The organism is Nostoc sp., assembly GCF_041747015.1.
Taxonomy (GTDB): domain Bacteria; phylum Cyanobacteriota; class Cyanobacteriia; order Cyanobacteriales; family Nostocaceae; genus Nostoc.
Map to the genome: position 1 here is coordinate 49,431 of NZ_JBGTFY010000161.1, position 14,634 is coordinate 64,064.

The window sequence follows — 14,634 nt, forward strand, 5'->3', positions numbered from 1 at the left end:
TATGAAGACAGAAAATGTTGAAGATATCTACGAAGTTTCACCACTACAGCATGGCATTCTTTTTCATTGTGTATATGGTTCTGAATTGACACTATATTTTTCCCAGTTGGGTTTTACTTTGAATGTTCACGGTGATTTCAATTTTGTTGCTTTTGAGCGTGCTTGGCAAGAAGTAGTAGCTAGACACACCATGTTGCGTACTGGCTTTTATTGGGAAGATATTGACAAACCTCTACAAGTTGTCTATCGCCATGTCAAATTACCTATAGAGCAATATGATTGGCGAGGAATAGAGCCAACAGAACAGCAAAAGCGTTTCGATGCTTTTTTAGCGAGCGATCGCGCCCAAGGCTTTGATTTATCCCAAGCTCCTTTGATGCGAGTGACTTTGATCCGCTTTGATGATCACTCTTACCAATTCCTATGGAGTTCACACATGATTACTGTCGATGGGTGGTCATCGCCGTTGGTAATCAAAGATGTGATGGAACTATACACCGCATTTTGTCAAGGTGAAGATATGCCTGTTGTCCAAGGTAGTACATTTCGAGACTACATTACTTGGTTACGACAACAAGATTCATCCAAAGCTGAAGATTTTTGGAGGCGATCGCTAAAAGGATTAAAAGCACCTACTTCTTTAAGAAATCTCTATGTTGATAATTTGGATAATCCTGAAGAAAGATACGATGAACCACAAATTAAGCTATCAAAAGCAACCACAGCCAAGCTACACTCTATAGCAAGGCAACATCACATCACCATCAACGCATTCATTCAGGGAGCTTGGGTTTTGCTCCTGAGCCGCTACAGTTGTACAAATGAGGTGGTGTATGGATGTACTGTTTCTGGTCGTCCAGTAGATTTAAAGGGTTCAGAGTCGATGGTGGGTATGTTAATCAACACCTTACCAGTCAGAGTCAAGGTGGATGGTGAACAGTATCTAATACCTTGGCTCCAGCAATTTCAGGAACAATTAGTAGAAATTCGTCAGTATGAATACACCTCGCTAGTAGATATTCAACGCTGGAGTGAATTACCGCCAGGTGCGCCGCTATTCGATAGTATATTTGTGTTTGAAAATCAACCAGTCGATGAGATGCTGTTGCGATCGCAGCAGCAAAATCAGGCTATGGAACTCACTCTGAATCTCTATAAAACAAACTATCCATTAAATTTGGTTGGTTATCCCGGTTCAGAGTTACGAATCGGAATCAGTTACGATTTTCGCAGCTTTGATGTCGCAACAATTTCTGGCATACTTAAGCATTTTGAGATATTACTCCAAAGTATGTCCATAAATCCCGAAGTGCGCCTTCAGGATTTATCTTTACTAACAGAAGAAGCACGAAATATCAGCTTAATGTTAGATGAAAAAGCGACATTTAGTTTTGTGTAATTCAGTTATATGTTTTGGACACAAGAAGATTTTTATCACGCAGAGACGCAGAGGCGCAGAGAGAAGTTATGGTTACTATTTCTTCAGAAGTTGAACGACATCATCAAATATCTGGTGAGGATTTTTTAGTGAATTATGTAAATAAATCTCAGCCAGTGATTATTTCGGGTGTGATTCCTAAATGGGATGCTTTTAGCAAATGGTCTTTACCATATTTCCGATCAATTGCACCGGAATTGAATATATGTGCTAAAAAATTTCACAATGGAAAAATTGCAAGAGAAAGTTTTACTATCGAAAAATATGCAGAAATTTTAGAGGAATACGAGCAGACAAAAAACCAAATTCAACCGCCATATTGTCACGATATTCCCTTGTTTAGTTTAATTCCTTCATTAATAAAAGATGTTCAGCCGTTTGCTTTAGATTATTTACCAAAATGGTATGCTTATAAGTGGTGGCGTTATTGCCAATTCTTTATCGGCTCATCTAATAGCCTTACACCTTTACATTTTGATTGTCTCCTCACCAATAATCTATTTTTTCAAATTGTTGGACGCAAACAATTTACTTTACTTTTGAGTGAAGACTCTAAATATTGTTATCGACATAATTGGCGATGGTTTAAGATTGACCCCGAACATCCAGATTTTGAACAATACCCTCTATATAAAAATGCTAGACCAATTAAAGTAATTGTGCATCCCGGAGATATTTTATATATGCCTCCTGGTACGTTACATCATGTGAGAAGTCTAGATATGTCAATTTCTTTTAATGTTGATTGGCATACATCAAAAAGTTCATTTAATGGTATAGCAGCCAGTTTCAAAGGTATGCCAGTAAAAAATGTTTATTACAACTTATTATTAGCACTAGGTTTAATATTTAAAGTTCCGCCTCAAGTAGTTTTTCGTTTTTATAAATCTTACTTAAATTATGTCTCTTAATCTGAAAAAACTCTGCGTTCCTTTGCGCTTCACTTTGCGTTTAAAAATAACAAGGTAAAAATCAATGAACATCTTTGAGCAACGAGAATCTAATGTCAGAAGTTATTGTCGAAGTTTTCCAGCCCTATTTCATAGAGCTAAAGGTTCTTTTATCTATTCTGAATCTGAAGAGGCATATATTGATTTTTTAGCAGGTGCAGGTGCTTTAAATTATGGACATAATAACGATTATATTAAACAAAAGGTGATATCCTACTTACAAGCCGATGCGATCGCACATGGTTTGGATTTGCATACATCGGCAAAAGAAGAATTTCTATGCAAGTTTTCAGAAACAGTTTTATATCCTAAAAACTTAGATTACCGAGTTCAGTTTTGTGGGCCTACAGGAACAAATGCTGTTGAAGCTGCATTAAAACTAGCAAGAAAAGTTAAAAACAGACCAGGCATATTTTCATTCATGGGAGCCTATCATGGGATGACACTAGGTAGCTTATCCATTAGTGGTAATCGTGATATTAAACATGGGGCTTATGGCACATCAAGTAATGTAACATTTATGCCTTATCCCTATGGATTTATGGAAAGCTTTGACACCATAGAGTTTATAGAATCAGTACTAAATGATGTTAATTCAGGAATCGAAAAACCAGCAGCAATAATATTTGAAACTGTGCAAGCAGAAGGAGGAGTGATTGTAGCACCAATTGAATGGATGCAAAAGCTGAGAACGTTATGTGACAAACATGATATTTTATTAATTTGCGACGATATTCAAGTTGGCTGTGGTCGAACAGGGCCTTTCTTTTCCTTTGAAAGAGCGAATATTGTTCCTGATATGGTAGTGCTTTCAAAATCTATTGGTGGTTATGGTTTTCCCATGTCACTACTGTTGTTTAAGCCAGAGTTAGATATTTGGGAACCTGGAGAACACAATGGAACTTTTAGAGGAAATCAACTGGCTTTTGTTGGTGGAACAGCTGCTCTAGAATATAGAGAAACTACTAATCTGGAACAGGAAGTCAAAATTAAAGAATCTTTTTTACAGAAGTTTTTAGTTGACAAAATAGCCTCAATTAGTGAGACAATAAAGATCCGGGGAATAGGTTTGATTTGGGGTATTGATATTGGCGATGCTAATTTAGCAAAAAAAATCACTTCCCGCTGTTTTGAACTAGGATTAATAGTTGAGAAAACTGGCAGAAATAATACTGTAATCAAAATATTGCCGGCTTTAACAATTGAAATATCTACTTTAGAGAAGGGATGTTTTATTATCAAAGAAGCTTTTGATGAATGCTTTTCATAAAATACTCAATAATCTTTGAAACGCAGAGGTGAGAAAAATATGTGACTCTCTGCAAAGTTGTACTTAAGACAATCAGTAAAGCATTTAGTTATAAGGTGACAGACGATGGTTGCAATTCAAAGTAGAAATATGTTGACGGATGAAGAGTTATTTTCTCAGAAAATCTATTGGTTAAATCAGTTATCAGGTGAATTACCAGAAACAAATTTGATTACAGATTATATTAGACCTGTAGTTTATAGTGGTAAAAATAAATCTATTAGCTTTCAATTATCACAAGATTTATCAGCAGCTATTATTAAGCTGAGTAATATTTCTGATTTATCAATATATTTAGTATTGCTCTCGGCATTAAGTATATTAATGAATAAATATACTGGTAGCAAGGATATTATTATTGGTTCTCCACTTTATCAATTAGAAGGGATTAATAATAATTCCAATAAAATCATTCCCTTGCATATTAGTGTCGATAAAAATCTGACATTTAAAGATTTGCTTCTCCAAGTCAAAGAAACAACAATAGGCGCATATAGTCATCAAAATTATGCTATTGATGAATTAGTTCAGCTATTAAATTTACCCAACCATCAGAATCGCTGTCCATTTTTTGACATTGCTATTTTATTAGAAAATATCCACAATCAGAATGATTTAGCAAATATCAGCAATGATTTGACGTTTACATTTAAAGCTGCTGATAATTTGATAATTGGTAGAATAGATTACAATGAGAGTCTTTTTCAACAAGATGTTATTAGATATGTTATTAAATACTATCTTAACGTCCTTGAATGTATTGTTAACGATTTCCAAACTAAGATTACAGATATCTCTTTTTTAAAGTCAGATGACAAGCACCAGTTGTTAGAGCAATTTAACAGTAAGATAAAAGAATACCCCATCACTCAGACAATTAATCAGTTATTTGAAAAGCAAGTAGAAGAGACACCTGAGAGAATTGCAGTTAATTGTGAAAATACTCAATTAACATATCAAGAGTTAAATGAAAAAGCCAATCAACTTGCTAGATTTTTACAGAATTTAGGAATTAAAAAGGGGGAAATTGTTGGAGTTCTTAAAGAAAGAGACATCAATTTTTTGATAGGCATACTTGCTATCTATAAGGCTGGCGGAGCTTATGTACCGATTGATAGTCAGTATCCGTCAGATAGAATTAAGTACATGGTGTCTAACAGTGAAGTCAGAATAATTTTAACAGATTCATTTTGTTTAGATATCTTTACAGACTTTAGAGAAAGTTGTCTGTATTTGAAGCACTTAATTTGTTTAGACAGTACCAATAATCCTCATATACACAATATTAATATTTATAATCAATCAGATTTTAATCATCTGCCGAATGATAATTTAGTAGCTATAAATGCCGCAACAGATCTAGCTTATATGATGTATACATCTGGTTCAACTGGATTGCCTAAAGGTGCAATAGTCAGGCATGATGGTGCTATTAATCATATTTATGCTCAGTTTGATGAATTAGAGTTGACAGCAGATTTTTGTTTTCTCCAAAGCGCTCCTGCTTCTACTGATATTTCTGTTTGGCAATTTTTAGCGCCGCTTCTCATCGGTGGTAAAACAGTTATAGTAGATAGTGAATCAGGATTTATTCCTGACAAATTATTCAAAGTTTTAAAAGAAAAAAGAATTACTGTTGTGGAATTAGTCCCAGCAGTATTCGGAGGATTAATAGACTATATTTATCAACTCCCGCCTGAAAAAAGACTTTTACCAGACCTAAAATGGATGATGGTAGTTGGTGAACCAGTTTCAGTCCAAAGGGTAAATCAGTGGTTGAATCTATATCCTAAAATTACAATAGCTGATGCTTATGGACCAACTGAGGCTGCGGATGATATCACGCAATTTATCATTGACAAACCTTTACTAGAAAATCAACGAACTGTTTCTATTGGCCAGCCTTTAGCTAACTTAAATATCTATATTATTGATCGAGAAATGCAATTAGTGCCAATAGGATTTCCGGGAGAGATTTGTGTAGCCGGAATTGGTGTAGGAGATGGCTATTGGAAAAATGAAGAGAAAACTAAATTAAGTTTTGTTCCCAATACTATAAAAAAATTACCCTCTGGTAATAGAGATTTAATCTACAAAACCGGAGATTTAGGTAGGTGGCTACCCAATGGTAATATTGAGTTTCTCGGACGCATAGATAATCAAGTCAAGATTCGCGGTTTTCGCATTGAACTCGAAGAAATTGAAGCAGTAATACGTCAGCATTTGGCTGTGCGGGAGACTGTAGTTATAGTTAGGGAAGACACTGGTGATAAACGTTTAGTCGCTTATATAGTTCTGCAATCTGATAGTCAGGATTTGCCAGAAAATCTAATATCAGAGCTAAGAAATCTTCTTAAAGCACGATTACCGCAGCAGATGATACCATCAGCTTTTGTGGTACTAGAAAGTTTACCATTAGCTCCCAGTGGTAAGGTAGACCGGCGTGCATTACCTGCACCTGATTTTACACAACTACAAAACGAAAGCACTTTTGTGGCTCCGGGTACGCCCATTCAAGAGATGTTAGTGGGAATTTGGGCGGAAGTTCTTGGTCTGGAAAAAGTAAGTATTCACGACAACTTCTTTGAATTAGGGGGACACTCCCTGCTAGCTACTCGCGTCATTTCCAAAGTGCGGCAGATTTTTGAGGTAGAATTGCCTTTGCGTCGCTTGTTTGAGCAGCCAACAGTAGCCAGTTTAGCAACATTAATTGAGAAAAATATCAAAGCGGGGATAGGTTTAGAAATTCCCCCCATTGAGCGCATTTTTAGGGACGAAGAATTAATCTTATCCTTTGCTCAACAACGTTTATGGTTTTTAACTCAACTACAACCAGATAGTCCCTTCAATAATATATCAGCTGCTTTTTGCTTACAAGGACAGCTTAACCAACAGGCGCTACAAGAGAGCCTTAACGAAATTGTCCGCCGTCATGAAGTCTTACGAACCAACTTCAAAACAGTTGCAGGACGACCCATACAAATCATCTCATCAGAGGCAACACTTTTGCTGCCAATAGTTGATTTGAGTGAGTTACCACCTGATTTACAAGAAATTCAAATAGAACAACTGGCACAAATAGAGGCACAACAGCCCTTTAATCTTCAGACTGACTTGATGATACGAGCAAAGTTATTGCGTCTTGGTGAACAAGAACATATAGCGCTATTAACCTTACATCATATTGCGTCTGATGGTTGGTCTATAGGTGTATTTGTGCAAGAACTTTCTACACTTTATCAATCGTTCCGCATAGCACAACTCCCTAGTTTATCAGAAGTGCCAATTCAGTATGTAGACTTTGCAGCATGGCAACGAAATTGGTTAGTAGGAAAAGTATTAGACTCTCAACTTGCTTACTGGAGACAGCATTTAGATGGCGCACCAGCACTGCTAAATTTACCCACTGACCATCCACGCCCTGCTGTTCAATCTTTCAGGGGTGCTAACTATACTTTTGAAATTTCTCCAGAACAATCTGCTGCACTCAAAACCTTAAGCCAGGAACAAGGATGTACCTTGTTTATGACGCTACTAGCAGCTTTCAAAACTTTGCTGTATCGCTACACAGGTAGTGAGGATATTGTAGTGGGTTCTCCCATAGCCAACCGCACCCATGCTGAAATAGAAAGGTTAATTGGCTTTTTTGTTAATACTTTAGTGTTACGAACCAAGTTAGAAGGCAATCTTACTTTTGAGGAGTTATTGAGCCGAGTACGTGAGGTTGCTTTAGGAGCATATTCTCATCAGGATTTACCCTTCGATGTGCTGGTAGAAGAATTGCAGCCACATCGTTCTTTGAGTTACACACCACTATTTCAAATAATGTTTGTGCTGCAAAATGCACCAATGTCAGAGATAGAGTTGTCGGGTTTAAACTTGAGTTTATTAGAAAGCGATAGCGCTACGGCAAAGTTTGATTTGACTCTGTTTGTGGAAGAAACAACTTCAGGATTAATCGGAACTTTTGAGTATAGTACTGATTTGTTTGAGGCAGAGACTATACACCGAATGGCAGAGCATTTGCAGACATTGCTAGCGGGAATTGTCACAGATTTTCAGCAGCAGCTTTGGGAGTTACCACTGTTAAATGAAACTGAGAAGACGCAGTTAGCAAAATGGAATGATACCCAGATAAAGTACCCACTTGAGAAGTGCATTCATCAGCTATTTGAAGCGCAAGTAGAACGTACACCCGATGCTGTGGCGGTGATTTGTAAAGAAGAGGAGTTGACTTACAGGGAATTAAATCAGCGGGCAAATCAACTGGCGCATTATTTGCAAAAGCTGGGTGTAAGTTCAGAAGTGCTGGTAGGAATATGTGTAGAGCCTTCCTTGGATATGATAGTCGGGCTGTTAGGAATTCTCAAGGCTGGTAGTGCATATTTGCCGCTAGACCCAGCATATCCGCAGCAGCGATTAGCTTTTATGTTGTCGGATGCGCGAGTGTCATTCGTTATTAGTCATTCGTCATTTGTTAATAAGTTTGACAAAATTACAGTTGTCTGCATAGACACAGATTGGAATAAGATTGCCCAAGAAAGTCTAGAGAATCCTGTTAGTAATACTACAGGTGACAATCTCGCTTACGTTATCTATACTTCGGGTTCCACTGGTAAACCTAAAGGAGTTTTGGGGCTGCATCGAGGCGCTGTCAATCGTTTTCATTGGATGTGGGAGACTTATCCGTTTACAGAGGGAGAAGTTTGTTGTCAGAAAACATCTTTAAACTTTGTAGATTCAGTTTGGGAGATTTTTGGCTCTTTATTGCAAGGGGTGAAGACTGTGATTGTAGGCGATCGCATTGTCAAAAATCTACCCCAGTTTGTAGAAACTCTTGCTAATCATAACGTCACACGGCTGGTACTTGTCCCTTCATTACTGCGTGTTTTGTTGGATAGCGATAGCAATTTGCAAGCAAGACTACCAAAATTGAAGTTTTGGGTAATTAGTGGTGAAGCGCTTTCAATTGACTTGTTGCATAAGTTTAGGCAGACGCTACCTGATAGCATTTTATTGAATCTTTACGGTTCTTCAGAAGTGTCTGCTGACGTTACTTGTTGCAGTATAACTCCAAAAGATCAACTTCCTGAGCGTGTGGCGATTGGTCGTGCGATCGCTAATACACAAATTCATCTATTAGATAAGTACTTACAGACTGTTCCTATAGGCGTAGCTGGTGAACTTTATATTAGTGGTGCGGGATTGGCTAGAGGCTATCTGAATCAACCAGAATTAACAGCAGAGCGATTTATATTAAAGTCAGGAAGAAGGCTTTACAAAACGGGAGACTTGGCACGTTACCAAGGTGATGGTAATTTAGAGTTTTTGGGAAGAATTGACCACCAAGTTAAGCTACGCGGTTTCCGTGTAGAACTGGGAGAAATTGAAGCAGTATTACGCCAACATCCCAGAGTCGGGGAGGCTGTTGTTGTAGTTAGAGAAAATGAACCCGTCCAGCAGCTAGTAGCATATATTGTTTTTGATTCACAACAGGTAATAAATATTAGCGAGTTGCATCGTCTGCTAAAAGAGAAGTTACCTGAATATATGCTGCCATCAGCTTTTGTAATGTTAGAAGCTTTGCCACTATTGCCTAATGGTAAAGTCAATTATCAAGCGCTTCCTTTACCTGAAAATGTGCGTCCTGAATTAGAACAGAAATTACAGCTTCCTCAAACTGAAGTTGAACAAATTATTGCTAGTATTTGGCAAGAAGTGCTGCGGGTTGACGAGGTAGGGATACATGATAATTTCTTCGAGCTTGGTGGTCATTCGTTACTTTTAATTCAGGTTTATAGCAAGCTACAACAAAAATTTCAAAGAGATTTTTCTTTAGTTGAAATGTTTCAATATCCAACTATTAATTATTTAGCCAATTTTTTTGGTCAAGAGTCGAGTTCACAATTATCTCGTCAATTGGAAAGTAGATCGGCATCTATACAGCGTCGAAAAGAAATTAGACAAAAATCTCACGCAGAGGCGCAGAGGCGCAGAAAGGAGAGATAAGAGAGTTCACGAATGATTTGGTTTGTGTTTTCCGTGGATTGAATAATATTTTGGATGATATCAAGATGACATTAAGTAAACCAGAAATATCAACAACAAGTTATTTTGTTGAGACTGAACCAAGATTGCATTATGGTATTGAAAAAGAGGTAATGCAATTATTTAGTACATCGATAGAAGAAAATATAGATGACTTTGTTGATAAGTTATCTTATACTTTTATAAGTGCAGGTGATGCTAGTAGTAATATTGATTTAGATTCATTAGCAGGGCAGTTTTGTGATAGTAAAGTACCGAATCAACCTGCTAGTTTTGAAACCTATCTTGAATACTTATCTGATCATGTCATTGCTCATTCAATTCATACTGCTTCACCAAGATTTATTGGTCACATGACCTCGGCGCTGCCCAGTTTTGTGCAACCTCTGGCGAAACTGATGACGGCGATGAACCAAAATGCTGTGAAAATCGAGACGGCTAAAGCTCTCAGTTTTTACGAACGTCAAGCTTTGGCGATGCTGCATCGACAAATTTACAATTTTTCTGATCATTTTTACGCTCAACATATTCAAAATAGTCAAAGTACGCTGGGAATATTATTATCTGGTGGTACAACAGCAAATATTGCTGCAATGTGGTGCGCTCGAAATGCTGTTTTGGGGACTAATGATGGTTTTTTGGGTGTGGAAAAGGAAGGTTTAACAGCAGCACTAAATTTCTACGGTTACAAAGGAGCAGCGATAATTGGCTCTGAGTTAATGCATTTTTCTTTTGATAAAGCCGCAGATTTATTAGGGATTGGTAATCGTGGTTTAATTAAAGTTCCAGTTGACAGTAATAATCGAGTTAATTTGCAAGCATTACGTCAGGCTGTGGCAGAATGTCATGAGCAGAATTTGTGTATAATTGCGATTATTGGTATTGCTGGTACAACCGATTCTGGTGGGTTAGATCCGCTTTTAAATATTGCAGAAATTGCCCATGCAGCTAATGTTCATTTTCACGTAGATGCTGCTTGGGGTGGTCCGCTAATTTTTTCTCAACAACATCGCCATAAACTTGCTGGTATCGAACAAGCTGATTCAGTAACTATTGACGGACATAAACAACTTTATCTACCAATGGGTATTGGGATGCTATTCATGCGCGAACCGCAGACAGCACAAACAATTGAAAAGCAAGCTAGCTATACCATGCGTAAGGGATCGTTCGATTTAGGTAAACGCGCTTTGGAAGGTTCTCGCCCAGGTATGGCTTTATTCTTACACGCTGGATTAAATTTAATTGGTATTAAGGGATATGAATTTTTGATTGATGAAGGCATCAGAAAAACTCAGTATATGGCGGCTCGGATTTGTGCTATGTCAGAGTTTCAGTTGTTAGCTGAACCTGATACAAACTTAATAGTATATCGCTACATTCCAGAGGAATTAAGAGAGGCTGCTACCGAACAAAAGTTGACTGAAGCCGATAATTTGATAATCAGTGAATTTAATCAGAAACTACAAAAAATGCAGCGTCAAGCTGGTCGTACTTTCATCTCTAGAACGACAAAAACAATCACCTGCTTTGGTAATGAAATTCCGATTATTGCTTTGCGTGCAGTGCTAGCAAATCCACTTACCACTGAAGATGATATTGATGCAGTATTAAATGATCAAATGCAAATTGCGTCAGAAATTTATGTGTTAGATGCTCAAAAAAGGGTATAGAGGCTAGAGATTTAATAAACGAACCGCCAAGGAAGAGAGAGACAATTATGGTGCAGAAGGTAAAGTATTATGACAGATGAAATAGCAATTATTGGCATGGCTGGTCGTTTTCCCGGCGCAAACAATGTTGATATTTTTTGGCAAAACTTGCGAGATGGTGTAGAATCTATTTCTTTTTTCACTGATGAAGAACTGATATCGGCAGGGATAAAGCTAACAGTAATAAATGACCCTAACTATGTGAAAGCAGGTGGTTTATTAGAAGATATAGAGTTATTTGATGCTAATTTTTTTGGCTTTACTCCTAAAGAAGCTGAAATTATAGATCCACAACATCGTCTATTTATAGAATGTGTTTGGGAAGCATTAGAAAATGCTGGGTATAATTCGGCAATTTATGATGGTCAAATTGGTCTTTTTGCGGGTTCAACTTTAAGTTCTTACTTGTTTAATAATTTATTTTCTAACTTTTACCCTGATTGGGATTTGTTAAAACCAGTAGAATCATTTCAAATTTTTGTGAGTAATGATAAAGACCACTTACCAACCCAAATTTCTTACAAATTAAACCTGAAAGGGCCAAGCGTTAATATTCAAACTGCTTGTTCTACATCATTAGTTGCGGTTCATTTTGCTTGTCAAAGTTTGCTGAATGGGGAAAGTGATATTGCTCTGGGTGGTAGTGTTTCAATAACAGTGCCACAAAAAGCTGGTTACTATTATGAAGAAGGGGGAATTTTAGCGGCTGACGGTCATTGCCGAGCTTTTGATGCTAACGCTAGTGGTACTATTTTTAGCAACGGTTTGGGTGTGGTAGTCCTAAAGCGATTAGAAGATGCTCTTGCTGATGGCGATTATATTCATGCAGTAATTAAAGGTTCAGCAATTAATAATGATGGCTCTTTAAAAGTTGGCTATACAGCCCCCAGCGTAGATGGACAAAAAGCAGTTATTTTAGAAGCACTGGCTTTAGCTGGTGTGGAACCCGAAACTATTTCTTATATCGAAACTCATGGTACTGGAACTTCTTTAGGAGATCCGATAGAAATTGCGGCTCTTACACAAGCTTTTCGTGCTAGCACTGAAAAAAAAGGTTTCTGTGCGATCGCTTCTGCAAAGACCAATGTTGGACACCTCAATACGGCGGCTGGCGTGGCTGGTTTAATTAAGACTATTCAATCTCTGAAGCATAAAAAAATACCTGCAAATTTACACTTTAAAGCACCCAATCCTCAAATAGATTTTGCTAATAGTCCCTTCTACGTCAATACCAAACTATCAGAATGGCAAACTAATAGCACACCCCGGCGCGCTGGAGTCAGTTCTTTTGGGATTGGCGGAACTAATGCCCATGTTATTTTGGAAGAAGCACCAATACAAGTCAAAAATCAAAAATCAAAAGGAGCCAGTGCGTTGGGCGGCTCTGCCGACTTGAAGCAACTGGCGTTCAAAAATGAATATTTTCTGTTGTGTTTATCGGCTAAAAGTGAGAAGGCACTTGAACAAGTAACGGCTAATTTTACCACCCATTTACAACAGCATCCTGAGCTTGATTTAGCTGATGTTGCTTATACTCTCAGCATTGGTCGGCGGGCTTTTGAGTATCGCCGTATAATTGTTTGTCATGATATTGATGATGCACTCAAGGCTTTAACTTCCCTAGATCCGCAACGAGTTTTCACTGATTATGAAAAACCTAGTAACCGTCCAGTTATTTTTATGTTTTCGGGACAGGGAACGCAATATGTAAATATGGCGCGGGAATTATATGAAGTTGAGCCAATATTTCGTGAGCAAGTAGATATATGTGCAGATATTCTCAAACCTCATTTGGGGCTGGATATACGTCAGATAATTTATCCCGAAGAACAACAAACAGAAACAGCAGCGATCGCTAATGACAAGCTGCTTCGCATCTACGCTCAACCTGCATTATTTATTATTGAGTACGCGATCGCTAAATTATGGATGACGTGGGGGGTGCATCCCACAGCGATGATTGGTCATAGTATAGGTGAGTATGTAGCTGCAACTTTAGCTGGTGTGTTCTGTTTAGAAGATGCTTTGGCTTTAGTTACAGCTAGGGGTGAAATGATCCAGCAACTACCTTTGGGAAGTATGTTAGCCGTTGCACTACCAGAAACAGATGTGCGATCGCTTTTGGGAACAGAACTTTCTCTCGCAGCAATTAATAGTCCATCTGCTTGTGTGGTTTCTGGGAAAACTGAACCTATAGAGGCGCTACAGAACTATTTAACTTCTAAAAATATAAATTGTCGCCGTTTGCATACATCTCATGCTTTCCATTCTCAGATGATGGAACCTATTTTGGCATCCTTCATTGAGCGAGTTAAAAAAGTCAAACTTAACCAACCCAAAATTCCTTTTATTTCTAACGTTACTGGTACTTGGATTAAAAACGATGAAGTTATAAATCCTAGCTATTGGAGCCAGCATCTACGTTCTTGTGTAAAATTTTCTCCAGGAATATCTGAGTTGTTAAAGCAATCAGAAGGAATTTTTATCGAAGTTGGATCAGGTAGGACATTAAACACATTAACGAGACATCATTTAGCCTCAGAAGCAAAACAATTAGTATTAGCTTCCTTGCGTCATCCTCAAGAACAACAATCAGATTTGGCTTTTTTATTAAATACATTAGGTCGGCTGTGGATAGCAGGTAAAGAAATCGATTGGTTAAAATTTTACAGTCATGAACAACGCTACCGTCTTCCTCTACCTACTTATCCTTTTGAGCGTCAACGTTATTGGATTGAGGCAAAATTACCATCATTATTATCCAGTGAAACCAGTCAAATTTTTTCTAACACAACGAATTTAGAAACAACAAAATTACAAAAATTATCTCCACATTATTCTAGACCCAATCTCGCTAATTCGTATATTGCTCCTACTAATGAATTAGAACAACAAATCGCCAACATTTGGCAAGAAGTTTTGGGAATTGAGCAAGTTGGTATTTACGACAATTTCTTTGAGTTGGGAGGAGATTCTCTGATTGCAACTCAACTAGCTTCTCGGATGAAAGGAAATTTACCTGTGGAATTACCACTACAAGACTTGCTATTACAAGCCTTAACTATTGCTAAACAAGCAGAAATGATTGAAGTCTTGATGATTGAAAAAATTGATAATCTATCTGAAGATGAAGTTAAAATTTTATTAAATAATTAGTACAAAATCTTCATTATATAT

Annotated in this window: 6 protein-coding genes; all 6 read left to right on the forward strand. The window is 37.5% G+C overall.

Features of this window, described 5'->3' with window-relative positions; genetic code table 11:
- Nucleotide 1: 1 nt before the first annotated feature.
- The 6 genes from ACEW80_RS12780 to ACEW80_RS12805 all read left to right on the forward strand — a co-directional run bounded on the left by ACEW80_RS12780 (nucleotide 2) and on the right by ACEW80_RS12805 (nucleotide 14,613).
- The gene (locus tag ACEW80_RS12780) at nucleotides 2–1,399 is read left to right on the forward strand and encodes a condensation domain-containing protein (RefSeq protein ID WP_373526930.1); all 1,398 of its coding nucleotides are present in this window, start codon (nucleotides 2–4) and stop codon (nucleotides 1,397–1,399) included.
- Nucleotides 1,400–1,467: 68 nt separating this feature from the next.
- Nucleotides 1,468–2,349: a cupin-like domain-containing protein gene (locus tag ACEW80_RS12785; RefSeq protein WP_373526931.1), complete on the forward strand. Its 882-nt coding sequence runs from the start codon at nucleotides 1,468–1,470 to the stop codon at nucleotides 2,347–2,349.
- Nucleotides 2,350–2,413: 64 nt separating this feature from the next.
- Nucleotides 2,414–3,658: a diaminobutyrate--2-oxoglutarate transaminase gene (ectB, locus tag ACEW80_RS12790; protein WP_373526932.1), complete on the forward strand. Its 1,245-nt coding sequence runs from the start codon at nucleotides 2,414–2,416 to the stop codon at nucleotides 3,656–3,658.
- Between the two features lie 105 nt (nucleotides 3,659–3,763).
- Entirely contained in the window at nucleotides 3,764–9,706 is a 5,943-nt protein-coding gene (locus tag ACEW80_RS12795; protein ID WP_373526933.1) for an amino acid adenylation domain-containing protein, read from the forward strand.
- Nucleotides 9,707–9,771: 65 nt separating this feature from the next.
- On the forward strand, nucleotides 9,772–11,418 hold the full coding sequence (locus ACEW80_RS12800) for an aminotransferase class V-fold PLP-dependent enzyme (RefSeq protein WP_373526934.1): 1,647 nt from the start codon (nucleotides 9,772–9,774) through the stop codon (nucleotides 11,416–11,418).
- Between the two features lie 69 nt (nucleotides 11,419–11,487).
- Nucleotides 11,488–14,613 (forward strand): beta-ketoacyl synthase N-terminal-like domain-containing protein, encoded by a 3,126-nt coding sequence (locus ACEW80_RS12805; RefSeq protein WP_373526935.1) that lies wholly within the window; start codon nucleotides 11,488–11,490, stop codon nucleotides 14,611–14,613.
- Nucleotides 14,614–14,634: the final 21 nt, after the last annotated feature.